Source organism: Vibrio salilacus (assembly GCF_002811245.1).
GTDB classification, from domain to species: domain Bacteria; phylum Pseudomonadota; class Gammaproteobacteria; order Enterobacterales; family Vibrionaceae; genus Vibrio; species Vibrio salilacus.
Map to the genome: position 1 here is coordinate 1 of NZ_NIVQ01000001.1, position 26133 is coordinate 26133.

Sequence of the window (26133 nt, forward strand, 5' to 3'; positions counted from 1 at the left end):
ATAAGTTCAAAAAAAATCCCTGAGCATAGCTCAGGGATTTTTGTATGAGAGACAGCCCTAAGGAGCCATTAGACCATCACACTAAAACGCTATAAATCTGAAACACAAGAGGCATGTCCACCTTCCCAACCCGAAAATGCATGCTTGGCGCCACTATCAAGCGAAACAGAAAACTTATAGCTGTTGTAAGATTGAATTTCAGGTGTTAAATACCAACCTCGAGGCCATCCAAAGCGAGTATAACCTGTTCCGATTGATCTCATATATTTTATTAAGAAGTTGAGTTCAGATGAACTTGGAGGGTGCCAATTACTTCTTCCGGCAAAGCCTTCCTCCGCCATATGAGCACACCAGCGCTCATGAAAATTTCCTGGCTGATCCTTGACTTTATAAAAACTACTAAAGAGGCCCATTGATGCACCCAATTCTTTGTTGAAGTATGCATCCTGATATACTCTGGCATTGGCATTGGTGGTAACATTTCTATCATAGATCTTATAACCAAGTGAATCTAAAAGTGCTACTGAAGGTGAACTGGTGAACCATTTCGTTTGTTTATTGATCTCACCGCCATGCTGTATAGAGGCAATTTTTAAGCATTTACCAGCTGCATTAGTTTCATTCCTATCATTTATAGCACCACCACAAATGTCAGTAAACCCAGAGCCTAAAGCGCTCACCTTAAATGTCACTTGGCTGGTCTTAGACAACGTCTGTGAATCTGGACGAGTATAGTAAGCGAGCAGAGTAATCTTGCTGTCAGTACTGGGGGCACTCCCTTTCCAGCTTATCCTCGCTTTTTGTATTCCATTGCTGTCTGTCTCTTCATCCATATCTATGCTTATGCTTGTTCCGCCAGTAATTGGATACATTGTTACAGAATATCCCTTTATACCGTTACCAAAGCTATCTTTGAGGATTGCGGTAACCTCATTAACGCCCGTATAGGGTTGATTATCCGTTGTCGTTAAAAAAGTAAGCTCGGCAGTGGCAATACTACCTGTAAAGCGTATTTTTATCGCTACCGTCTTACCATTATAATCTGCTGTAAGGGTCACGGTTTCTGACTTTATATTAGTTAGCTTAAAGCGGACAACTCCATTAGAATCTGTTTCAATCGTTCGTGCATCTAGGCTAGCACTGCTGTCTGCATTCAGCGTCGCTGATACTATTTCTCCTTTCAGCGGTTTGCTAATTTGAACGGCAACGATAGCCTTATCCATTCCATCAGCTTCTGCTTCTGTTTTTGACTCACTAGATAAATAAGATAATGCGACATCGGTAACACATAGCGTGCTGTACTTACCCGACAAGTCTGCTTTTTCACTGTATTCAGATTTCCAAACACGAACATAGCCTTTAGAATCCTTGTCTTTTATGACATATGGATACTTGGTCGGCCAATTATGATTCACTTTTATGTCTGTTGAGCTAATCAGTTTTTGCCAATCTTTCCATTCTAAAATACGAGAATTAAGTGTTGAGCAGTAGTCATTAAGTTGATTGATGGTAAGCTGTGCTAGCTTAACTGAAGGAGTATAATCATCATCGGTAACAACGCCTGAATAATCAATTTTCTTTTCTATCGCTTCGGTTTCTTTTATTGCAGGAAAGTAATAATGCCCTTGAAGGGGGATCCCTTGCCATATTCCTAGATCATCTTTGACTTCAATTTCAACCAGTGAGACTGCGTAGCCGCCATACTGATCGGAGATGACGTATGCAACATAATAAACCCCTGAATTATTTGCTTTAAAGGTAAAACTCGTATTACTAAGATCTTCTGGATTGAGCGAAGCAACGTCTGCGTTATAACTATGAACTTCAACTAGTTGTAATGTTTGATCTTGATCTGGATCCTCTACGTGAGGTCCAACATCGATTTGAACGGTGACACCCGCAGGCACCTTATTATTGAGTTTAAACTTTTTTGCTATCGGCGCTTGATTCAATGCACTTGAAACCGCAATATCGATAAAACCGATATAGACAGTATTTTTCTGATCCTCTAAACGATACAAAACTCGAGATAACCCTGTAGCTGTCGCAGTATAACTGATCGAGTGAGTTGTTTGATCTACGATAGCATTTCCATTACCTAATAGAATGACTTCTGAATTAAGAATGGTATCAATAGGAAACTTATCACTAAGAGCTTCTTTAAGGTTTACTTTCTTCATTTGCCCGACTTCAATAGCCAGTGGTATTTGCGGTAAAATAACGTCTAAAATTCCAGCTGACATTAAGACAAATTTACCATCAGCTTCATTATCACCATTAGTAACCGTGTATCGGTATTCACATAACCCTGAAGAAGAAACCGTGGTGTGAAATCCTAGACCATCGACACTGGGTGTACCACAGTATGAATCGATATTACTTAAAGCAACATTTTCTAAACGCAAGTTAGAACCACTCCCGCCTTTCACATACTGGCTTAAATTAATATAGCTTGCGACTGACGGAGTTACCTCTTTAAAACCATCTTTAGCAACAACAGGTGTGGCTTGTGCTGTAGGCAAGGAGGGATGAGTATTTTTATTATCATCTTGGCCACAGCCGTATAATATTAATAATAGTAAAAACATCCAGGTTCTTGCATGATGTGATATTCTTCTCATTGTCTTATCCTGTATTTTATACCTCTTGCGTTACGAATAAAAACACTATTAAACTCAATAAGTTTGTTAACGAAGTCAATAGGGTTTAAATTTAATCCATACTAAGAATAGGTATAATAATTTTTAAAGCCATATATTATCCAGATAATAGATCGCCTTAAATTTTAGGCTCAAAAATCAAGTAAAACGTATCATTATATTGACCATTCTCAAGAGTTGATAAATCAATATCAGTAAAACTTACTTTTAAACGAAATGGGATTTCCTCTGTTCGATTACCCTGTACAGTTGCAGTATAATTCTTGACTAAACCTTTACTAACAAGTAGCGGTGTATCACATTCAAGACATTCGATACTATAGGGTATCTTTGTTAATTGAGGGCCTTTCATTTCATAGTTAATACGCGAACGATTCAGTGTCATCATTAAACCATCACTAAACCACCCACTTGCCCGTCCATTAAATACACTTTCACCAGATACATAATCAGCTTTTGGGGAATAATGAGGTTTTAACTCCGACTCACCAGTTATATCTACTGAAAAAACAAATGCTGGTTGAAAGTTAAACTCAAAACGGATCTGATAATTTGCATGATACCGAGTACGCAATGATGACGGTAAATAATAGTCATAAAAACTACCCACAGCGATACTACCAACATAATAACCAGCCGGCTTGCCTTCGAAAATTTTTGACAGCTTTTCTGTTTCTATCTTAATTAATGGACGTATAAAACTATAAGGATTATACGCATTGGTGGTAATCAAAGCATGAGGATGTAAACAACCTGCCTGACCTATCACCTTAACAATACCAGCTGTGTAATTGCCAGAACATAATAGTCCACTCTGCGTTCTACCTAAAACCGCATTCGTAGAACCAATATTGTATTCAAAACCACTTACTGTTAATGGTAGAACAACACTCTCGTTACCTGATGTTAGGCGCACTTCGGAGGGGCTCGTGGCAGTAAGACCGCCAGGTATCCATTCACGGGTCGGTTTCAATCCACTCTCCACGTACCAGAAAGAAGGCGTAAATGTATTGTTATCAACTTCAACCACATCTTTCCATTGAATTTCATTCCTCTTTATGTATGCCTTAAACGTCATTGCCGAAGCTGACACCGACCAAAAAAAGGTAGCAGAAATCATTATTATCAGACGTCGCATCATGTTGGTTTAGTCTCTAGATGCAAAATTTGACTATGTGAGCCTCTTAACGACTTAACCTCAACTTTGGCACGGTGGCTATCGCTTGGAACAGAATCAGGTTTAGGTATCGTCAACTCTCGACCAGAAAGAATATATACATTGCGTCGACAGTCTCGACGATTAGTAGACGGCATTCGATCGGTGCAGAAATTTATTTCGGCACGCGCTGCGTTAGGCCCAATATTGATTAACTGTACACTCTTCCCGTCATAATCTGCTTTGATTTTCGGCTGGATATCTTGCCCAGGAACAATAAATAGACTGGCAAAGCCTACAGCCATTTGTACAGCATGATTGGCATGATCGTCACCATCCTTAAAATATGGGGTAGGGATAAAAGCTAACTGATAGAGTTCATCTTCTTTCCGCTGTTGATTTGGTTGTGCAACCAAAGTCACGCGAAAATCTTTTTCAAATCCAGGCTCAATTATAGTCCGCGCAGGATAAACATTGATCTTCCATTGTTGCAAATTTTCTCGGGTATATTCCGTTTTTTCAATTTTCCCGTTTTTAACGCTCAACTTATACATTACAACATTAAGAAATACTCTATCTAACTCAGTATTTTTCACTGTAAAGACCGCCTCACCTTGTTCATTCGCTATCTCTGCTAATGAGCTAATTTGAATAGCTTGGGCAGGGGTACTCAAACAAAGTATACAAATCAGTAGGCTAATTAGCTTATAAATGTCCATGATTTTCACTCCACATAGAGGTAAAAGTTAACAGATCAAATGACTCATCTTGAAGCATCACATGGGCATCCAGTTCCTCCAAGAAAGCTCGCTGTTGTGAGTTGAAAAAGTGATTATCCGCTAGATAGATATAGGCAAATTTATCCAAATAGACTGCTTTATATTTCAGTTCTAAAGCATTCAATCTATCAGTCATAAATCCAAGCTCTGCATCAATATTAAAACGTCCCAAATAAACTAAAATTTGATTATCTAAAGCATTATCAAGTAATAACTCAGATTTCTTCCAAGAAAATGATACATAGCTACCATCAATGCCTGGCATACAAAACCCTTTACTTGCTCCAATCATGGGAAGCGCCTCAGTAAGACATAGACCTTTACGTGAAACGATCTGATAAGGAGTACTATCTTTATAACGGACCCGAAAAACGCCATCACTTGATAGAGGTTCGACGCTTACACAACCAGCACCGATGCATTGTGCTTGAGTGATGGGATCACCAAAAATATCATCAAGTACAACAAGCCGTGTTCTGACAGGAATCACATGAGTGTTCAGCTCATATAATGAACCAGGATGGACAAAGACATCCAAGCTATCCCCTTCTAGAGCAACGTTATATCCTGCATCGTCTACTTTTAGTGACAGTTGGCTGTACTCATTAACTTTAATCAACGTATTTTTTTTCTGAATATAGCCACGCCTTTGATAATCACCATCACGAATAACACTATATTGAACCGATCTATTTATAGACTCTTCACTATTTACATCATCAATTTCAGTGGTAATTTTGGCAAATGATCTTGCCTTTTCATAACTAAAGTCTATCCCACTACTTGAGACCATTTGCGTTCCTGATAAAGTAGCCGAAAAAGTTCTCGGACCTTTACTACCTGTTTGGGCATAGGCATATACATTAAAATTGTCATTATGGCCGTTTAATGTTCCTGAAACATCTTGAGTAAAATTATGATTGCCAAGGTAATCTTTCGACACCATAGTACCTAGTGATGCACTGGCAGACCATCTGTCAGTATGACCATTAATTTTCAAGTAATTCGAATTATTAGAAAATCCATTTTCATCAGTGGCAAGTCTAACGTGTGCAGACCAATTACTGCCTAATTGCCAGCTCAAATTCAAGTCAATTCGCATTTCTTCGCCCCCATCGGGTTCAATGGTATAACCCGATGAAAGCATCAAATCACCGCCAAGTATTGGTGTAGAAATACCACCAGAAATATAATGCCTAGTGCCATCTAAGTCTTGTCGTTGATATAATTGATAAGAAAGATAACCACTACTTTTATTTGATAAATTACCTGCCAACCCAACACCTACATCAGAAAATCCTGATGGCCCATACATATAGTTTGCTAAACTATCACTATAAACGCTATTATTATAAAAATTACGGTAATCTATATAGATAGGTCCAGCACTAAGAAATGCATAGTGATAAGCTGATCCTCCTGTAAAAATCTCAGCGTTATAAGTTAATCCCAAGAAGTCATTAAAATAATATTGCCCCCCTAGTTGTAGTTGCTGTTCATTATTATGAAAAGTACTCACCCCCCCTAGCATTAAATTCTCACTAATTCGATAGTTAACCATTGCTCTAAAAAATGCTGCTGAAGTATAAGACTCATCGCCACGATCATCATTTTTAAATCGTCCACCACCAATCACATAGTCCCACTCTCCTACAGGTAAAGAAAATATCTGATTGTTAACGATCAGTCGATCTTCACTGACCACCACTTCTCCTGCGACTTTAAGTTCTAGGCGAATATCATAAACTCCACTCGGTAGATCTGAGTAGCTAATATGGTGACGTCCCTCACTTACAACTCGAGTAAAAATCAGCCTATCATTACGATATATTTCAAGTTGCCCACTTTGTGGCGCATAAAAATATATACGTTGCCGTTCGGTTGACTTTCCTTTGAGTAAATTAGCACTAGAACCTAAAAATACGCCATACATCGATAACGATGTGCCTGAATTAAGGTAATCAGTGGTATTAAAAGATAATGCAGATTGACTGCTCCCTGCTTTAAAACGGTAGCCAGAAATTGTAGAATCATAAATAGCTTTATAGATAGTAAAATCATCAGTTGAACTAGAATATTGGGTATCAAGTAATATAGCGCCAATAGGTAAACCTAGCAGACTCTCATTCGACCAAGATAGCGATTCATCACTATGTCCATGGCTCGTTACATATAAACGTGACCAATTAATCATCGCATTATGAGACAGATTAAACGCTGATTCGTATTCAGCATCGGTCGAAATGTCTTTTAAGTGCTGTGGAGGAACAAATATGATTAATTTTGCACGATCAAAATCAAATACATAACGTAGTTCGCCATTTTCAACACTTAATACACATTTATCCATGCGGCTAATACATGCGGCATCAGTATGAATACCTTGCTCTGCCGACAATAATATTTCATTAACTGACTTAACTTTCAGGCCTTTTTCATGTAAATAATGCGATAGAGCTTCTTCTCCACGACTGCCTGCTTCAAGTTTGAATGTATCAAAGTTAACAAGAGCTGGTAACTGCACAGCTTCTCGCTCACCAGCAATTCCAACATCTATATTTTTCAAAGTAATATCGAAAAAATCTGAAAACTCTTCAGGATAATAGGCTTTACTCGCATGGGTCTGAGTGCTAATAAAGATAATGATAACAAATACAAATTTCACAATGTCAACTCCACCATAAGACCAACTAGGCCGTAACACTGCATTTCACTATCACCTTGCTTTATCTGAGGAAAAGAAAATCCTAATATATGCTTTCGCCATTTATATGTATCATCAGAATGATTAAATATCAGATTTTTCTTTACATCTTTTTTTTTAAAAAAATCATCATCAAGATACGTTTGCACCATTATTTCTGAGCCAGAGCAATAGTGTATAGATTCAGTCAAAGTTAGGTCATATGAATCAGAAACAGATAAAGGGCTGCGGATAGAAAATGGAACTGATAAATGAGAGAATCGTTGCGCCTTCCTATCATAATTGGCTTGATATTTTATATCACCACCTAAAATTTGAACTTCTTTAGAGGTGCTTTTTTTAGTTATATATACACTGATGTTAATATCTTTTCTAATGCCGCTGAATGCTCCAAAAGAAAAAAACAATAAGCCAGTAGATAATATTATTATTATTATTATTCTCATTACTCACCAGACTAATTGTAATAAAAAGAAGAGACGAGCCAAACAGGCTCGCCGTGGGTACTAAATTTTAGCATTTGAAATAATGATGGCATTAGTGACAATGACATCTGAGCCTTGCCTCACAACATCAGTAGGGTTTGGTGTCGCTACTGTCAAGTTTACTGCTTTTCCTACTTTATGTGACACTGGAGTTCCCTCGACCAATACCGTATCTTCCGCCTTAACAACGAACTCAGGATTTGTTCTATTGACAGGACGAGCGAATCCGCCAGCACTGTAACGTACTCTTTGTACTTCGTAGTCAAATGAGGCAGCATCCTTCTTTGAATCAACGTCGCGTACCCCGAAGGAGACAACTGATGAACCACTTATTTCATATTTACCAGGTTCCGATTCACTTTCTTGAAACGATAATGAAGCATTATTAAAATCAACAGTGCCTTTATTATATATTTCAAATTTACCGGAAATTGGTTTCACTGGCACTGCTCCGAGCCACTGAAAAGAGGCGGAAGCTTTGCCACTAGTAGGGCTAGTAGCACCACCTGCACTATCAGCCAAAACTGAAATACTTACACCTGTAATTACAGTAGCTATGGCTACTTTACTTAATATTCTTTTCATTAGTTATACTCCTTAATTCTATAGGGGATAGTTATTAGATGTAAGCTATGTATTTCCAATAACATAGACTTATTTGAATACAGAAATATAAATTACTTTCATACTCAATCTTCCTAGAACATTAAATGAGCTAAGACAAGATTATAGCTATACGCTGAACTTAACTGGCGAAGCCAACAGAGCTCCAGATTCCAGGTGTAGTGGAATATTGAAATAATTAAATTCCGTATCATCCAATAATGTAAAATGTTATATAACCATCACGTGGTAAATTTAAACTCACACCCTTAGTGCGATATCTATTTAACTATATATTAAAAAATAAATATATAAGAATAATCTTATTTTTACTTTCAAGAGATATAATACCCATTCAACTTGAAGATGCAGGTTTCAAAATCTGAAAGTTATCCGTAATTCTGGATACGAGTGAACCTACAACTTCTGGTAATGTTACATCGAAAAATTCTTTGATGGCTGAAGTAAATGCTTACTTGGAGGAGAAGTAAATATTATTCCGTACATGCTCATTCATCACTTTCCAAAGCCACTCGATTGGATTTAAATTTGGACTGTAAGGCGGTAAATAATGAAGCTCGATATTGAGCACTTTTGCCGCACTTTTCACCAATTCTGACTGGTGATAGGCTGCGCCATCAAGAACTAGGTGAACTTTTTGCTCCAACGGATAATGCTCCTTTTTGAGCTTCCAGAAGAAATGAACGATGCTCTCACTGTTTATCGTGTCATACGTTTCTGTCACCGTTGCACCAATATTTTGAAGTGGCAACGCACCGATAATATTAAGGCGAGTTCGACGGCCTGTTGTCTCAATAACGTTGTTTTGGCCTCTTCGTATCCAGCCATAACTGAGATTTGTTGACTGCGTAGGATGAACGGCATCCATGAACAACTCGGGCTCTTCGCTGTTTCTTGGCGTCTCGTTGTAATCTTCGATAAAGGCTTGCTGCATCTCTGGATTAAATTTGTGCGGTATACTTTTCGGCTTCTTATATGAGAAATCAAGCATCTTTAATGATCACGTGTATATAAGCTTATCTTCTCGCTCTATTGCTTGGGTATCAACTTATTCGTATCCAAGAGTCTCCTTCACTGAGTCGAAGGATTCAACATTCGAGTAAATTTGCTCAAGAAAGAAGGGATAATCGAAGATCGTTTTAGAAGAGTCACGCTGCAAAGCTGAGCTGAGTCTATACTCCTCTAATTTGTTCTATTGATATCCCGCAAGTTAACAGATTGAAAAAGTCATAGTTATTTGTAAAATCAGCATGTTCAATGGCTTCTAGAATCGCTTTAAGCTCAAAGCTTGCTAGTTTACGAATACTTCACCTCTATAGTTGGGGAAGCATTCACCGCTTCATGAAGCTTCTGCAAGTCAGTATTCTTACCATAGCGACCATAGGTAATGTTGGAATGAGCATGACCGACGATTTCCGATAATGGCTTTGAACGTTTTGTATGGCATGTACTGATTGAGTGCTCTGTCGAAGAGGAAACAGATAGCACTGGTTAAACGAGTGTTGCGTTTAATCGCTTCACGGCGCGTTTTGGTGAGCAAAGAGAAGCGAACTTCCTTCGGATAGTCATGGGAGTTTTGTAGAAAAACAGGGGGGCAATACGTGTGTAGTACACGCCAGAAGCCAGTTTTATCAAATACATATGTATCACCTATCTGTGTTAGGTGACTTTTCTATGCTTCAGATACGAAAAAAGCCTTTTATTATTAAAGGCTTTTTTATAAGAATAAGTGGCGGAGAGATAGGGATTTGAACCCTAGGTACGCTATTAACGTACGCCGGTTTTCAAGACCGGTGCTTTCAACCACTCAGCCATCTCTCCGGTGCGGTAGGTATATTAGGTTCAACCCTTAGAGTTGTAAAGCATAAATTCATACAACCTAGTTTAAGTGTTTAGATTATAAGCAGTTATTGACATGGCCGTTCCCTTCTTGTTTAAATCATTGTTAAAAAAGATCCACAAACAACTTTAGCTCTATGCATTCAATAAAATAGTGTTTTATTTTTAATTGTATGATTTAATTAAATAAAACAGTGTTCAGTTAACACTTGTACGCTCGAAAACAATTGCACAACAGTGTGAACTGTATCAAAATTGGCGTATTAACCGAGTAATTTTGCTTAGAACTGAGGTTTTATGAAAGTCGCAGACTTATTTAAACATCGTGGTGATACAAACTCTAAACAGCATTCAGAATTTATGCAGTGGATGACCCCTACTGTACGCGAATACTGGGGAGAAATTGTCAACAAGGCTCATAACCGCCACTTGTTTACACGTCTACGTGATTTCAATGCACCTGCAGTCAACGACGAGATACAACTCCCAGTTGATCAACCCAAAGCTACGCAGCCAAAACCATTTGAACTCAAGCCAGAAGCGAAAAAAGTCTATCTAGAGTTGCAACAACAAATCGGCCAAGTGATTCATACTGGCGATTGGTTGAGTATTTCTCAAGAACGTATTAACCAGTTTGGTCAAGTTACTGAAGACATGCAGTGGATCCATACCGATCCAGAGCGTGCTGAAACTGAGTCTCCTTTTAAAACGACGATTGCACACGGTTTTTTAACGCTAGCATTGTTGCCTAAGTTGACTGACAGCGTAGATCCAGACAATAACTTATTTCCTACGGCTAAGATGGTCGTCAATATTGGTTTAAACCAGGTGCGCTTTCCGTATCCCGTTAAACCCGGTGATAAAATACGTGCAGTCAGCACCTTAGCTAAAGTTACTCCAATTCGTAAAGGCTTAGAAATAGAGCGCGAAATCAAGGTTGAAATTGAAGGTATTCGTCGCCCAGGGGCCGTGATTACGTCAGTGATTCAACTGCATTTCTAAATATTCAAACAATAAAAAAGGATGCCTCGCGGTATCCTTTTTTATTTGCCTTAGCTTATTGCCCAACGGTGTAGCAGCATCCCAGTGGATAATCCTCACCATTTTTAGCCGTGTATTCTTTCTCTTCTTTACATGCTCTCGGTTTGCCATGCGCATCCCCTTTCACTAGGCTGATCCAGTGGCGCATTGCTGCCATTTCGGCCATCTCTTGCGGGAATGTGGTGCATGTTTCCAATTGAATGTCTTCAATGTCAATTAACTCAATACAACCTGTCCCTTTGTGATAGCCAAATGTCACCTCAACATGGCTACCTGTACCATCACGGAACAAGATAGATTCTGGATCTTCCTTTTCACCCGTGTAAGCCACAAAGTGCTTTGGATGCTTTAAGCCACTGTGGCTACCATCTTTGAAATATGCCATCACGTGGCGGTAGTCGATAACGTAAGCGGTAACTTCTTTGTGCGAGCCGTTCTCTAACGGAAACAGGCGATCAAGCAACTGTTTAGCTTTTACTTGTTTTTCCATCGCTTGGCTTGTTTCTACCGCGAAGACTGCTTCAGCGATAAATGGCTTATTTTGTTTTTGGATTTCAGTCTTATCGAATGTCAGCATGTTCATAGCGTTTCCCTCGCGGATATTGCACAACTTTTAAGTCCTAGAGCAAATATTCCAAATTGGCATTTAACTGTTTTGCTAATTTGTGACTTTGCTTACTTTGTATACTAGTGAATTTTTGACTACAATTTCACAACAAAAATTTTACAGTGTGAATTTTACAAAATGGCCGTGTCAAAAAGCTTAATTCGTCAATCTCATTTTTTAGGGACTAAGATACGAAATCTTAGGAAACGCAACCATTTAACCATGGAGGATCTCTCTGCGCGTTGCATTAGAGTCAGCCCAGAATATGCACCTTCGGTCTCCTACCTCTCGATGATCGAGCGCGGAAAACGAGTGCCTAGTATTGATATGTTGGAAGTCATCGCTGAAGTTTTCCAAAAGGATCCGTCTTGGTTTTTAGATGATGAACCAGAGCAAGCTGACATCACCCCAGATAAAGGCAACCGCGGTGGCATCAGCGGCATGGCTCTAGAGCCGAGTTTCTTGTTTTCTAATGACATCTTACAAATCGCCATTCCCGAGATGTTATCGCAAACGGGTATTACTGGCCGCCAATTTGCTCATCTGTTGATCCGCGCTCACCAAGAGAGCAATCAAAATCACTTTCCCGATCTTGAGCGCGCGGCCGAAGAAGTCGGGCTGAAACGACTCAATCTCTCAGCAGAAGATCTCATGGATATCGCGCGTAGTTTGGGATTAACGATACGTTGGATTTCACGTCCACCGAAAGATGTGGTTGATGAACTTGGTGTTAGCGCCAAACAAGTGGTTACCTCATTTTTTGAGCCACCCGGTACAATATTTCTCAATGAAGTCCTTAAGCACTACCCTACTCGGCTCAAATACGATTTATCTGTCTATATAGGTCACTGCGTATTGCACAGTAAAGAAGGGTTAAAGAGTGTGCTTTCCGTCGGCCATGCCAATAGCTGGGAAGAATACGATCAAGCAACGCCAACATCAGAGCTAAACTCACAAGATATTTTGCAAGCGTGGCGTGATTTTGAGTCGAGTTTTTTCGCCGGAGCCCTACTCTGCCCTAAAGTCCCGTTTAGGCAATTGCTTGACCGCAGTGGCTATGAAATTGATGTGCACCAAAAGGCTGGAGTGTCGCCTTCTGTCGCTATGCGTCGCATGACCGTCGTATCCCCTTACCCACACTGGCATTATTTTGATGCGTATGGGCAGAACAAACTCAAAGCCGTCTACCGTGGTAATGGCATTCCGCTTCCTTGGGGGAATATGCGCAAAGTGAATGATCCTTGTCAGCACTGGGCCGTTTTTCGTCGTCTTTCTGAGCCACAACAGGGAAGCTCCGCCCAGATATCCATTCTTAATGTGGGTGATGAGCCAAGAATATACTGCTGTGAATCCGTTAACATGACCGATCCTGCCGGAAACAATCGTGTCCTGTGTGCCGGGATAGATTTAAACCCAGCGATCGATGCTCAGGGTGGAAACTCACTGGAATTAGCTGAAGAGTTAAAAGCGCTGTGTGTCGGCAATGGGGGCAGTGCGCCTATTCCTCGTCATATGCAGAAAGAATTCACCACCGTCGCAAAAATTCTCAATATTAATTGGATAGAGCGAGGTATTCAGTCTGATGCCAGAGTGATTTGTTCAAGAGGTGCAGTATGCCCAAGAAAACCTAGTTGCTATAACGGCTGCCAAGACGCGGGCGCTTAATAGAAAAAAAGCCAATCACAACAATCGTGATTGGCTATATATATTTGTGAACAAAATAGGTTCACTAACAACGTCAGTTGGCTAGGTGACCCTCGGCTTAATAAGGGTCAACTAATATTAAGCATTTAGCGTGCCAACTTTCAAAGCACTGTATAGCGTCTATTTTGCACAAAAAACCGTCCATTTCACAAAAACTAGGCGCATAATACTTTTTCATGTTGCAATTCAATGCAAAATGCAAATATTCGCCATTGCATATTGCAATTTAAATACTCTCTCCACACTCGATCTGATAACCAAGATCAATACTGTCTTGCCAACTATCAGCGCCCTTTAACCGCTCAATTAATTGACTGGCTGCTACACGACCGATTTCTTCACGAGGTGTAACGACCGTCGCTAATCTCGGTATCATTGCTTGGCTAATATCGTGACCGTGGAACCCTGCAATGGCCATTTGTTCCGGCACCTTGATTCCACGTCGCTGACACTCATACAATGCCCCAATCGCTAAATCATCATTAGTACAAACAATCCCATCCACATCTGGGTGCAACTCAAGCAACTGACCTAAAAGCTTCGCTCCCAAGGTAAATGATGATGCTTCTTCAGTTTGTAAACTGATCGGCAACTGCCCAACTTGCTCAACCGCACGCCGATAGCCTTGTAATTTAAGCCGAGTACGTTCATCCATACGCGCAGCAAAGTATGCGACTCGCTTGCGTCCTTTCGCTTGAAGAGCTTTGGTCATATCAAGTGATGCTTGGCCATTATCAAAGCCCACCGCTTGTTCAATACGAGGTGAGTAACTATCCATAATCTCAATCACAGGGATAGACGCCGTTTTGAGCATTTTACGTGCTTTCTGAGTATGAATGTTCTCAGACAAAATAATTGCGTCAACATTGTAAGAGAGCAGTGAAGCGATACTTTGCTCCTCTAGCTCGGTGCTGTAGCTGTAGTGAGCAATCATAGTTTGATAGCCTGCAGGCGTCGTCACTGACTCTATACCTCGAATCACTTCGGCAAAAACTTGGTTAGTTAGAGACGGGACCAATACACCAATCGCATTTGACTTGGCGTTCGAAAGGATATCAGGGGCGCGATTCGGGATGTAACCGAGGTCTTCAACGGCTTGGTTAATTTTTTCTTTCAATGCATCCGATACTTGCGAAGAATCGCGTAAACAACGACTTACAGTCATTTTTGTCACACCGACTCTATCGGCTATATCCTGTAATGTCGGTCTTTTTTTCTTGTTGGCCATGACGGTTTTCTTATCATCGATATGTTGTGTTACTGGTAACATAGTACCTGCATCGAGAATAACTTTTATTGGTTTAGATAACAAAAAAGCGCTCACATGTCGGTGAGCGCTGATTTTATTGTAAAATTTGACGTTTTTCGTTTTCACTCCAGGTTAGGTGATAACGATTCGATTCGGCATCATCAAGCCGAGAATAGCCATGAGCCCCAAAGTAGTCTCGTTGCGCTTGAAGCAAATTCGCCGGTAGAACACCACAGCGTAATGAATCAAAATAGCTCAGCGCCGAACTTATTGCTGGCATTGGCACTCCCGACATCGCCGCATTGGCTACCGTTGAGCGCCAGCCGGAAGATTTAGCCTCTATTTGAGTGGCAAAGTCTTGTGCTAGCAGTAAGTTATCTAACTCCGGGTCATTTTGATACGCCTTGGTGATATCTTGTAAGAAGTGCGCTCGAATTATACAACCTGCTCGCCAGATCTTGGCGATGTTGGCGTAGTCCAATGCCCAATGTTCAGTACATGAGGTGGTTTTAAGTAGATCAAAGCCTTGCGCATAGACTGTCACTTTGGCACAAAACAGCGCATCATGCAGTTGTGTCAAAATGGCATCAACGTCAGAGAAGTTGACTTGCTTGAGTGGCGTGTTCAACTGTTTTTCCGCTTGCAAACGTAATGCTTTTTGGCCACTTTGCGCGCGGGCAAACACGGCCTGCGCGATGGTCGGTGCGGGTACACCGGCTTGAAGCGCATTAACGGCCGTCCAAAGCCCGGTTCCCTTCTGCCCTGCTTTATCAAGCACAACCTCAACCAATGGCTTATTGGTAATGGGATCGCTTGTTTGCAATATTTCAGCACTAATTTCCATTAAGTAGCTATTCAGCACACCTTGATTCCACTGGCCGAATATCTGCCCAATCTCAGCAGCACTTAGTCTCAGCGCCTGCGCCATGAAATGATACGCCTCACATATCAACTGCATATCGGCGTATTCAATCCCGTTATGCACCATTTTGACGTAATGACCTGCGCCAGCAGGCCCCAAATAGGCCGCGCATGCTTCACCGCTTTCAAACGGCCCCACAGCAAGCCCATTACTATCGACTTTCGCCGCAATGGCTAACCACATAGGCTTAATATATTGCCAAGCTGATTGCTCGCCGCTAGCCATCAGTGACGGCCCAGTTCGAGCGCCAACTTCACCTCCAGACACTGCGGTACTGAAAAAACGCAATTTACCCTGATATTGCTGCTCTCGACGTTCACTATCTGTCCATAAGCTATTGCCAGTATCGATGACAATATCTTGCTTGGCTAAACCGGCGTTTAGTAAATCATCAATGACGTTATCAACAATTTCCCCAGCAGGAACCGATAAGGCGATCACCCTCGGTGTCTCAAGGCTTGCCAATAAATCGCTCAAAGACGTTAAGGCGATAAACCGTCCTTTATGGTCTTTTTGGCTCACCAACGCAGCTTCTGCAATGGCTTTGTCACGATGAACCGGATTGACATCAAAACCCGAGACATCAAACCCATGGTCAATCAGGTTCAGCGCCAAGCTTTTGCCCATAACACCTAAGCCTATCATCGCAATATTGGACTGACTCATCCTTGACGCTCCTTAATCGCTTGGAGTGCTTGCTGAAGCACACCTTCAATCGGCAGTGAAATATCGATATGCAGTGCTTCATCACAACTCGGCTCAACAAGAGCCTCGAACTGGCTGCGTAGCATCGACTCACCGTTAAAATAATGATTGGCGCGCTTTTGATGACGAGCCCAAATGGTATCGAAGTCGCCTTTAAGATAAACAATCACCAACTCGGGGTTATTGTGACGAAGCACCTGACGATATTCGGGTTTGAGCGCAGAACAAGCGATCACTGCCGCGTCGTTATCGGTATAAATACGATTGAGCGTTTGTAACCACCCACTACGATCCTCATCGGTCAGCGGCATACCCTGACGCATTTTCTCGACATTAGCCTCGGGATGGTAGTCATCACCATCGTAAAAAGGTAACGCTAGGGCTTTTGCAATTTCGCTGCCGATCAAGCTTTTACCACAGCCTGATACACCCATCACTACTATTTTTTTTGCTTTCATTGGACAATACTATCCTTAGCCTTGTGGCTGATGCGAAGGCTGTGAATTCCAACTAAATAACGTTTCATTTTGTTTGGAAGCTCTTACTTCCACCACATCGCTAGATCTGGGAAGATAATCACTAGGCTCAAGACCAACACCTGCAAAGCGATGAATGGTAAGAGCGACGTAAAGATTTCTCCCAAGCTGATATCTTTTGGAGCCACTGATTTAAGATAGAAAGCGGCTGGGCCAAAGGGTGGCGAGAGAAAAGAGACCTGCATGTTAAGGCAGAAAACAACACCAAACCAAACCGGGTCAAATCCAAGGCCAGTAATAATAGGGACAAAGATTGGCATCGTAAGAAGTGCCACGCCGACCCAGTCAAGGAACATGCCGAGCACAAGCAAAATCACCATCATGATCAGCAAAGTACCCATCGCACTGCCACCACTTAGACTTAAAATAACTTCCTCGACAAAATCGATGCCGCCCATCAAGTTATAAATGCCCACCAGTGCACTCGCACCAATACCAATCCACATGATCATTCCGCACGTTCGCATCGTTGCGATAGCACTCTCTTTAAGCATGTTGAGACTCATTTCTCCGCGGATAATCGCAGAAATCATGATACCAACGACGCCCAATGCAGAGGCTTCGGTGACAGAGGCGATACCAGTATAAATACTGCCTAGTACCACGGCGACTGAGAGCAACGGGAAGAACAACGCCTTGAAGTAACTGACTTGAGGTTCGTCTTCTTCGTCACTGTCACTTGGAATCGGTGCCAACGCAGGGTTTAACTTACAACGAATAAGCACATAAGCGATGTAGAAGCCTGCGAGAATAAACGCCGGAAGAAACGAGGCTTTGAACAAATCACCAATCGAAACGCTCGCGGTCATGCCATAGATAATAAGTACAATACTTGGCGGTAACATCGTTCCCAGTGCGCCGCCTGCACACGTGGTACCAATCGCCAACTTTCGGTCGTAACCCAATCTCAGCATTTGCGGCAAGGCTAAAATACCAAGCAGTACGGTTTCTCCCCCAATAACCCCTGACATTGATGCCAACAATACCGCCACCAAAAGAGTCTGTACGGCTACACCACCACGGACTTTACGCCCGACGGATTTCATTGCATCAAACAGATCTTTGGCAATGCCTGAGCGATCGAGCAGCGCGGCCATCAAGACAAACATCGGCACCGCTAAAAAGACATAACCAGAGGCAAAACTGTAAGTACGACTAGCAATCAGGGGCACGGCATCAGGGCCAAACCAAAACAGGGTAAAAAAGATCGCAACAAAACCGGTCACAAAAGCGAGCTGCATCCCTGTTAGCAACAAAGCGATCATCATTACCAGCATTAGGATACTGCCCCATGCTAGGCCGATTGAAGATAAATCAAACATCGTCATTATCCCTTAGCCCAGCAATCTCTTGGATTAGGTGCAATACATATTGGACAACGAGAATACATAGGACGACAAAAATCAGTCCTTTGAGCAAAGCTGGGTATGGTGCGTTGAGCACAGAACCCGAGGTTTCGAGCCTGAGTTCGCCCCATGGCGTAAACCAAGCTTCTTTAGCAAGAGAATAAGAGGCATAGGCCAACATGCCAGCAAAAGCCAAACCGACAATATGATGAACCATATTGAGGTATTTGCGCGTCTGATGGGAGACAGCGTCGTATATCAACACCACTCGGACATGCCTATTGGCTGCAAACGCGTAAATACCACCAACAATGAATAGCGAACCACCAATAAACGAGGCGGTCTCGTGAACCCAAGTGGTAGGAGCATCAAATGCGTAGCGCATCACCACTTCATAAAATGAAATCAGCACCGTAAAAATAAAGAACCAGCTGAGTAGGTTACTGATTTTAATAATCGCACGATCAAGAACATTTCTTGGCTGTTCTTCGGGCTCTCGGGTGGAGTGAGGCGTGTTATCATTCATAAAAAATCCCAAAAATTAGGAGGGCATAACCCTCCTACGAGAAGCGAGACAAGGGCGTAAGAAATTACAGTAGGCCGTTGGTTTCTAGGAAGCGAGTGACAGAGTCATACACTTTTTGTGCATTTGAAGAACGCTCAGCAAATACCTTCCATTGTGTTTTCGCGATTTCACGGAATTTCTTACGCTCTACGTCCGACCAATTGTGAATCGTGATCTCTGGATTAGCTTGCGCTTCTTTTACTGCGGCCATGTCCGCCATTTTTAGCTGCGTAGTCATGTCGTAAGAGAAATCACGTACCGAGGTTTGCAAAATAGTCTGCAGATCAGCTGGCATTTTGTCCCACTTCTTCTGTGATATAGAGATATCAATCAAGGGCAAAGAGTGAAAGCCTGGCTGTACTGGGTGAGTTGCGATGTCATTCATGCCTGCTTTTTGGTTGGTTGAAAACACCGTGTAATCTGCAGCATCGATGACACCTTTACTTAAGCCAGTAAAAACTTCTGAACCAGGCAGGTTTACTGGGGTTGCGCCCGCCGCTGCAAAAACTTGCTGCACCAACCCTTCAGGGGCGCGCAGTTTAAGACCTTTCAGATCATCGACACCATCAATTGGTTTTTTCGAGATAAAGGACTCAACACCCGTAGTCGACGCGCCAACAAACTTCACACCGTAAGGCGCATAAAGTTCGGTCATGAGCTCATTACCACCGCCATAGTTCATATATTGCAGTAGTTGGGTAGTATCAGACCAAGCACCAACCATATTGCCAATCAAGCCAAACGCTGGATCTTTCCCCGAAAAGTAACCCGTGGCTGTCACTTGACCATCAAGGATACCCATTTTGATGGCACCTAACGTTTCAGTATGCTTGACTACCGAACCGACAGGCAGCAAGTCAATCTCGATACGTCCGTTAGACATTGTCTCGACGCGCTCTGCCCAATTTTGTTGAACTTTATAGTTCAAATCTCCCGACGGATCAGAAGATTGAATTTTTAGATTGAAGTCAGCTGCTAAGGCAGAGACGGAAAAGAGACCAGTGATAGAGGCAGCAAGCAGAGTTTTGGTCATTGCTTTCATAGTAGGGGTATCCTTGTTTTGTTTCAGTTATCCAATCAAGTCAGAGTGACTCTTAGATAGGCTACCGGGTATAATTCTTATGTTACCGGTAACTTCAGGAGCAATGTTACCGGTAACAAGCAAGCGTTTGCAGAGACATGAATCACATTTATTTAATGTGTTATGACAACATTTAACAATAAAAAGAGGAAGTGTGAATCAGCCCACACCAAAAGACTATGAGTCAGGTAGCGCTGAACTTAAGACTAACGTTTACGAAATACCCAGACAGGACCAATAAGCAAAAATTGCACATCAGCAAAAAATGATGGTTTCCTACCTTCGATTTTATGGCCAATAAATTGAAGCAACCACAACACAGAAAACAGAAGCAAACAAACTAACAATACTGATACCTGAAGCTGTTCTAGCGACCAAATTAGCGAGATACAAGCAAGCGTAAAACCAAGCATCATTAAGAACACGCTCAGCGATAAACGATAATAAAATACCATCACAGGTATTGCAGTAACCCACACCCAGTTTAGGGTAAAACCATAGAGTTGAAGCGCTGGAATTGACCAGATAAGGCCCACCACCGATAAAAAAATCCCAGGCACCGCGACCTTATGGATGGTTTGATTAAGTGGATTTTGATGACTTTCGCCATATTCAGCCAACCATTGAGTCAGGTCTTTCATACGCTATCACCTAAAAAATGTTATCTATCATTTCTATAGCATGAGTTTTCCGAACCTGCTGCGACAGGGCATTAATCTGGGGTAATTTTGTGTTTATGATAGTACTTTTCTTGATACATACGCTTATCTGCTAACTTCAGCATTTCATCAATATCAGTAAAATCATCTTGATAGACCGCATAACCCACACTGACCTTAAGATTGATTAGATGATGTTCATAAATCACAGGCGTTTGGCAAATCGCTTTTTGTAGGGCGAGGTTAATAATATCAATATCTTCGACCTTTTCGATTCTCGGCAATAATATTAAGAACTCATCACCTCCCAAGCGGGCAACAACATCAGAGGTACGCAATACGCTTCTTAATCGCTCTGCGGTTGCAATCAGCACTTTGTCACCAGCCGAATGACCATAGGTATCGTTGATAGTTTTAAACTCATCCAAGTCTATATTTAATATCGCAAAAGACTCGGCGCCAGAGCCTTTTTTTATCGCATCAAAATGCTCACTGAGGGTGAACATAAAGTAACGTCGGTTGGGCAGACGAGTCAGTTCATCTTGCAATGAACGTTTACTAGCGGTTAAGAACAATCGATAAGTCATTGCAAATGCTGCGATTAACAAAACAATCATTGGGTAACCAATTAAACGTACCACATGCACACGATACCAAGCACTATTCGATAGTAAATCTTGCTTTGCTGATGCGGCAACAACCCAACTGCCATAAGGAAAATGGACAGATTCAATCGCAAACGCATTATCAAACGTCGATTGTAAGCCGTAAAAAAGCTCACCATCCATCCCTTTACTATCTGTACCACGTATCGCTAGGTTATGACGGAACTCAAACGAGGCGATACCGGTATCAGTAAACAGCGACTGTAGTGATATCGCCAGGCTGCACACCCCCCAATACCTTGTATTGTAAGGAGGATCGGCAAAAATTGGCAATCGAGCAATCAAAGCTCGCCCGCCTTGAACAAGGTCAACCGGCCCTGCAATAAAGATCTCTTGGATCTGCTGGGCTTTTTTGATGCTACGCCATTGCTCGGGGATGGTTCGATAATCAAGCCCGAGGGCCTTTTCATTACCTTGGAGTGGATAAATATGCTCAATGACGTCATTAGGTGCTAATCCAATTAGCTCAACATGACGGCTTTTGCGTAAAACCGTTGAAGCAATCAGCGCCCATCCAGAAAATTCGAAATCAGTATCTGACGCCACTAAAGCAGAAAGACTATTGGCAACATAAACATCAGATACGATTGCTGTTTCTAATTGCGAACGCACGATAGAAAGCTCTTCTTTCGCTTTTGCCAATAAACTGTCACGTAGAAAGGACTTTTGGCTTCGGTCAAGAGATTCAACCAAGCCTATAGAAAAAACGAATGAAATCAAAAACAAGCTCTTAATCAAGTAATGCTTGCCAAGACGATAGGCCATTCTTCCCCCACATATCGTACAACACGTGCAATCTTTGTTGATGAAACCACTTCACCTAACCACGCCAAAATAAGTATTAAGATTTATAGTTATTGTATGAAAATACATTAATTCAATAATAAATTCACCGTCTAATCGACAAATTTGTTAATATAAAAGAGTAACTTGTTGAATAGATGTAATCAAACAATATTCACCCATCGCTGACACCTTGCTCACATTCAGAGTACAAATAACAGTTACAATAATGCATTTATTGTTAATTATAGTCGAAGGTCATTACTATGCGTCGAATGCTTGTTCGGTTATTGTTGGGTATTGTTGTTAGCTGCTCTGTGTCTGCCGCGACTCAAACTGACAACTTCGCAGCTTCTGCGGATCTGATTCGTAATACCTACGAGCGCCAACTGTATACATTGCCAGCGTTTAAAGAAGGCCATTATGGTTTACGCATGTATCGCCAAACCCTTGACCCTAAATACTCAGCGGCAGTTTGGACCGACATGGCGCGGGTTGCCAGTCGACTCAACCGCTTCGCTGCAGAGGTGAATACACCAGAACAAATACTTCTCTATACAAATAGACGCCTAGCAAGTTACGCAAACGACAATGATGAGCGAAGTCAGCGTCGATACGCCGCCACCAAGCACACGCCTGAATACCTTTATCTGGGTGTAGACCTACTAGGTTCGATGGCTCGTGCTAACGAGTACGGCCTAAAGCATCAACAAGATAAAAAATTACGTGAAGTGATTCGTCGATATGACTTTGCTCGATACGCGACAGATCAAGAGATGATTAAAGCTTGGGCCGCGCAACTGGCAAACCAAGTCTTTTGGCTGCGCCAACTGGATGAGCAAGATGTTGTAGAGCCTTTTATTGAAGCGTTTAGATACGCGTACCCCGATGATAAAGATAAAAGCTTAAGTGCCCAGCAGTACGGCAATAAGATCTACGGTTTAACCCACATTATCTTCGCCGACTCTGCGTACTATCAGCATCCCGTTGATGAAAAACAATACCAGTGGATTTATGATTATTTACGCAACAATATCGACACTATACTACTGCGAGCAAAAGAAGATGTGATTGCTGAAGTAGGGATTAGCTTTCTACTCGCAGGTTTAGATCAAGACCCTGTGGTTGAACAAACCCGTCAGGTAATTCAACGCGCTATTGATAAAGATAAAGGCATGATTCCTTCAGTTTCTGGTGATTTTGATCTTAAATATGGCGAACATCGCAACGTATTGGCGATCATGTTACTTGATTGGAAGTCAGTCAATCACGCCCCTACTATAGAAAGCGATCCTAGTGTATTTTCTGATTTGCCTTATGGCCTTATTCCTATCAAATCACATTGAGTGATCTCTTATTCAGCGTAAAGAGCTAAGCCACAATAATTTAACGAATGCTAAACAATTAGAACATTTATTTATAAGCGTCTTCTTATTCATAGCTTATCGCCCGAAATTACAAGCTTATCACCGCAGACAACAAACCAATGCTAGTACTTTTCTTTTTAAAATACAGAATGTTAACCAATTATCAATAAAGATTTTATCTGCCATTATAAAAATAAATAAGCATTAAGACGCATAATTAGATGTATAAATACAGTGCCTCTATTTCTTTTTTTTTGATTCAGGCTTTCTTTTTTCATCTAGACTTTGCTTTAGGAGTTTAGTATCGAGGAAACTATCAGTATGCCACGACTTGCAGGGCAGAAAATCAAAGAAATGGCTGACATAAAGGCAACGCGTAAGCGTAATATTGTCATGCTTTGCTCTATGATCGGTGTTTTTTACCTCACGCTTTACAGTGTGGTTCGCTTTCTCCAACAAGATTACTTTCTCGCTCAACTTAATCTGTTCTCTTCAGTCATCTTAGTGCTAAACATCATTTATCTGCTAAGCGCCAAACAACCTATTTATTCAAATATCATTCTCAGCACGATCCTGATATTTCACGCCATGCTGTTTCTCATTAATGGTGACAATATTACACAGCGTCTGTTGTGGCTCTACCCTATTGCTTGCGTACTCATTTTCGTGAATCCATTTAAAGTAGGGTTGGCCTTTAGCTCACTGTTTTGTGTCTCCACCTCTTATTTCCTGATATCAGCTAAGTGGGCGACGCTAGCTATGGATACGCCTGAAATACGCTTTCTACTCAGCCTGTCTGCCCTGTCTATCTTGTGCAACATCTACGCCTTCTACTACGCTAGAATGTTAGCCTTCGTACAAATACTGTATAAAGAAGGGATCGAAGATCTCGCCTATATCGACCAACTGACTGGGCTCGCCAATCGTTGGAGCTTTGAGAGGTGGGCAATAGATAAGCTTGAAGAGCGTCAAAACAGTCAATCACTCACTGCGCTCGTGTTCTTAGATATTGATAACTTCAAATTGATCAACGATAACTATGGCCATGATGTTGGTGATCGAGTATTAAAGCACTTTGCCAGCCGACTCAAAAACAACATCAGGAATAAAGATCGCTCAACCGATGAGCATGACTACTCTATTGCTCGTTTCGCTGGAGATGAATTTGTGCTGCTATTGTACGATGTGAAAAACATCGAAGATCTGGAAAACATATTACAACGTATCAGTGGCTTATTTACTAGTGAGTATCAAGTTACAGAGAGGATCAATCAACTGACGATAAGTACGGGCGTAGCGCTCTACCCTGAAGACGCCGAAACCCTTGCCGAGCTAACACGCTGCGCAGATAAAGCCATGTATGTCGCAAAACACTCTGGTAAAAACCAATATCGATTTTATCGAAATGATCACCTCGGATTTAAACGCCCAAAACCATTGGCTAGTGTCACTTCCATAAAAAAGACTAGCGGGTCATGTACATGATCCAAAGAGAAATGGCCATAAAGACAATCATCCAAACCGCATAGCGAACTGTATTAGGCTTGTCTTTTTTGGGTTGGATAACTGGCCTCAACGCTGCGCGTCTCGCCGCTCTAGCCGTAGAAGCGATCGTCGCTTTTTCATCATGCTCTTCACGACGCTTCTGCGCTTTTTGTGCCGCCTTACCAAAGCGATGCAATTGATCGGCTGTCAAATCCTGATTCGGGTCATACCGATTATTGGAGTCATTGTGTTTGGGAACGATAGCCATTACCACCTCCTCTCGGATAGACTGACTTAAGTAAAGTATAGTCAACTCTGTTGTACATAGCTTTGATTAAAACTGAACCATAGTTCGTAAAAACCGAAATCTATAATGAGCAAACTTATCCATTAACACAGATAACAATTACAATACAAAATCACATATACCCAAACCACTTGGAGTGACAGGTAGGTGGTCGATTGTGTCACTTGAAGATCAGAAGGAAGTATCGCGCAGTAAGCAAATTAATAAGCTAGACTTTATAATTAACTAAATGAGCAAATTTTTAATCTGGGGTCAGGTTCAAAGTTTTTTTCATCAAAATTGCGTTAAAAAGCGATCTCTTCCAAGCTAACAGTCTGCTATTTAATATTTCCTTTTCTTGATGTTTCATTTTCGAAGGGATGAGCACACACTATTATGACCAAAGGCTCGATGTTCAAAACACTCGCTGTGGTAGTCTTTACCATTCTCACTCTGGGTTTTGGTGGCTTGATTTACTTTAGTTACCAAGACTATGTTGATCCGAAGCACGTCTATGGAAGCTGGATTGAGATCGGCGCTCCCCCTTATAAAACAGAAGTCCTAACCTTAAACAAACAAGGCGTATTTAGGAACGATAGACTCGTTGCAACGCAATTTGAATTTGATGGTGAACAGATCTTAATTAAAACAGGCCAAGGAGCCGCGATATATCAAATTGCTGGTACCTTTAGCTCTCCACAACTACGCCGCATACAACCTAATAGTCCAACTCAGCGCTTTATTAAGCAAGGGTTTGAAGAGACGATTGATATGAGCGGTGAGGGCTCAGCTAAAAACCGCCGTTCTGCGCTCTCTAATCACTTTAGTGATAACTAAATGACGGTCAAGCCACTAGTTTGATATCACGCTAAGCCGTATACTGAC

21 protein-coding genes, 1 tRNA gene and 1 pseudogene are annotated in these 26133 nt (G+C 41.6%); 5 read left to right on the plus strand and 18 right to left on the minus strand.

Annotation, left to right across the window (positions count from 1 at the left end):
- Positions 1-89: 89 nt before the first annotated feature.
- The 8 genes and pseudogenes from CDZ87_RS00005 to CDZ87_RS00050 form a co-directional block, all read right to left on the minus strand.
- Positions 90-2621, minus strand: coding sequence for an Ig-like domain-containing protein (locus CDZ87_RS00005; protein ID WP_157806437.1), 2532 nt, complete (start codon positions 2619-2621; stop codon positions 90-92).
- Between the two features lie 157 nt (positions 2622-2778).
- Entirely contained in the window at positions 2779-3801 is a 1023-nt protein-coding gene (locus tag CDZ87_RS00010; RefSeq protein WP_157806438.1) for a hypothetical protein, read from the minus strand.
- Positions 3798-4535: a hypothetical protein gene (locus CDZ87_RS00015; RefSeq protein ID WP_100751601.1), complete on the minus strand. Its 738-nt coding sequence runs from the start codon at positions 4533-4535 to the stop codon at positions 3798-3800. Before CDZ87_RS00015 ends, CDZ87_RS00010 begins: the two co-directional genes overlap by 4 nt.
- Positions 4522-7260 (minus strand): TcfC E-set like domain-containing protein, encoded by a 2739-nt coding sequence (locus tag CDZ87_RS00020; RefSeq protein WP_100751602.1) that lies wholly within the window; start codon positions 7258-7260, stop codon positions 4522-4524. Before CDZ87_RS00020 ends, CDZ87_RS00015 begins: the two co-directional genes overlap by 14 nt.
- Positions 7257-7745 (minus strand): hypothetical protein, encoded by a 489-nt coding sequence (locus tag CDZ87_RS00025; RefSeq protein ID WP_100751603.1) that lies wholly within the window; start codon positions 7743-7745, stop codon positions 7257-7259. Before CDZ87_RS00025 ends, CDZ87_RS00020 begins: the two co-directional genes overlap by 4 nt.
- 60 nt (positions 7746-7805) lie before the next feature.
- Positions 7806-8369 (minus strand): hypothetical protein, encoded by a 564-nt coding sequence (locus tag CDZ87_RS00030; protein WP_100751604.1) that lies wholly within the window; start codon positions 8367-8369, stop codon positions 7806-7808.
- Between the two features lie 373 nt (positions 8370-8742).
- Positions 8743-9405: pseudogene (locus CDZ87_RS00035) on the minus strand (IS630 family transposase); the annotation flags it as partial.
- 733 nt (positions 9406-10138) lie between these two features.
- Positions 10139-10229: transfer RNA gene (locus tag CDZ87_RS00050), tRNA-Ser, on the minus strand.
- Positions 10230-10544: 315 nt separating this feature from the next.
- Here CDZ87_RS00050 and CDZ87_RS00055 point away from each other — a divergent pair.
- The gene (locus CDZ87_RS00055; RefSeq protein ID WP_100751605.1) at positions 10545-11249 is read left to right on the plus strand and encodes a MaoC family dehydratase; all 705 of its coding nucleotides are present in this window, start codon (positions 10545-10547) and stop codon (positions 11247-11249) included.
- Positions 11250-11304: 55 nt separating this feature from the next.
- Here the strand turns inward: CDZ87_RS00055 and CDZ87_RS00060 are convergent, their stop codons facing one another.
- Complete coding sequence (locus CDZ87_RS00060) at positions 11305-11871, minus strand: aldolase/citrate lyase/malate synthase family protein (RefSeq protein ID WP_100751606.1); 567 nt, start codon at positions 11869-11871, stop codon at positions 11305-11307.
- Positions 11872-12033: 162 nt separating this feature from the next.
- Between CDZ87_RS00060 and CDZ87_RS00065 the strand changes: the two genes are divergently transcribed.
- The gene (locus CDZ87_RS00065) at positions 12034-13560 is read left to right on the plus strand and encodes a DUF3612 domain-containing protein (RefSeq protein WP_100751607.1); all 1527 of its coding nucleotides are present in this window, start codon (positions 12034-12036) and stop codon (positions 13558-13560) included.
- A 265-nt stretch (positions 13561-13825) separates the two neighbouring features.
- Here CDZ87_RS00065 and gntR read toward each other — a convergent pair whose 3' ends face one another.
- The 8 genes from gntR to CDZ87_RS00105 form a co-directional block, all read right to left on the minus strand.
- The gene (gene gntR, locus CDZ87_RS00070) at positions 13826-14827 is read right to left on the minus strand and encodes a gluconate operon transcriptional repressor GntR (protein WP_100751843.1); all 1002 of its coding nucleotides are present in this window, start codon (positions 14825-14827) and stop codon (positions 13826-13828) included.
- Between the two features lie 115 nt (positions 14828-14942).
- Positions 14943-16436, minus strand: a complete 1494-nt coding sequence (gene gndA, locus CDZ87_RS00075) for an NADP-dependent phosphogluconate dehydrogenase (RefSeq protein ID WP_100751608.1) — start codon at positions 16434-16436, stop codon at positions 14943-14945.
- A complete protein-coding gene (locus CDZ87_RS00080; RefSeq protein WP_100751609.1) occupies positions 16433-16933 on the minus strand; it encodes a gluconokinase in 501 nt (166 codons plus the stop codon). Before CDZ87_RS00080 ends, gndA begins: the two co-directional genes overlap by 4 nt.
- 83 nt (positions 16934-17016) lie before the next feature.
- Positions 17017-18333: a TRAP transporter large permease gene (locus tag CDZ87_RS00085; RefSeq protein ID WP_038177535.1), complete on the minus strand. Its 1317-nt coding sequence runs from the start codon at positions 18331-18333 to the stop codon at positions 17017-17019.
- Positions 18326-18883 carry a TRAP transporter small permease subunit gene (locus CDZ87_RS00090; RefSeq protein ID WP_100751610.1) on the minus strand — a complete coding sequence of 186 codons (558 nt, stop codon included), beginning with the start codon at positions 18881-18883 and terminating at the stop codon, positions 18326-18328. Before CDZ87_RS00090 ends, CDZ87_RS00085 begins: the two co-directional genes overlap by 8 nt.
- 64 nt (positions 18884-18947) lie before the next feature.
- Positions 18948-19964, minus strand: a complete 1017-nt coding sequence (locus CDZ87_RS00095) for a TRAP transporter substrate-binding protein (protein WP_100751611.1) — start codon at positions 19962-19964, stop codon at positions 18948-18950.
- Positions 19965-20209: 245 nt separating this feature from the next.
- A complete protein-coding gene (locus CDZ87_RS00100) occupies positions 20210-20644 on the minus strand; it encodes an Mpo1 family 2-hydroxy fatty acid dioxygenase (RefSeq protein WP_100751612.1) in 435 nt (144 codons plus the stop codon).
- Positions 20645-20715: 71 nt separating this feature from the next.
- On the minus strand, positions 20716-22092 hold the full coding sequence (locus CDZ87_RS00105) for a diguanylate cyclase (protein ID WP_100751613.1): 1377 nt from the start codon (positions 22090-22092) through the stop codon (positions 20716-20718).
- A 284-nt stretch (positions 22093-22376) separates the two neighbouring features.
- Between CDZ87_RS00105 and CDZ87_RS00110 the strand changes: the two genes are divergently transcribed.
- Positions 22377-23456, plus strand: a complete 1080-nt coding sequence (locus CDZ87_RS00110) for a DUF3541 domain-containing protein (protein ID WP_100751614.1) — start codon at positions 22377-22379, stop codon at positions 23454-23456.
- A gap of 342 nt (positions 23457-23798) precedes the next feature.
- Entirely contained in the window at positions 23799-24962 is a 1164-nt protein-coding gene (locus CDZ87_RS00115; protein WP_100751615.1) for a GGDEF domain-containing protein, read from the plus strand.
- Here the strand turns inward: CDZ87_RS00115 and CDZ87_RS00120 are convergent.
- Positions 24943-25230, minus strand: coding sequence for a hypothetical protein (locus CDZ87_RS00120; RefSeq protein WP_100751616.1), 288 nt, complete (start codon positions 25228-25230; stop codon positions 24943-24945). The two genes, CDZ87_RS00115 and CDZ87_RS00120, sit on opposite strands and share 20 nt — an antisense overlap.
- Before the next feature lie 414 nt (positions 25231-25644).
- On the opposite strand from CDZ87_RS00120, the gene CDZ87_RS00125 reads away from it, so the two are divergent.
- Entirely contained in the window at positions 25645-26085 is a 441-nt protein-coding gene (locus CDZ87_RS00125) for a DUF2850 domain-containing protein (protein WP_100751617.1), read from the plus strand.
- Positions 26086-26133: the final 48 nt, after the last annotated feature.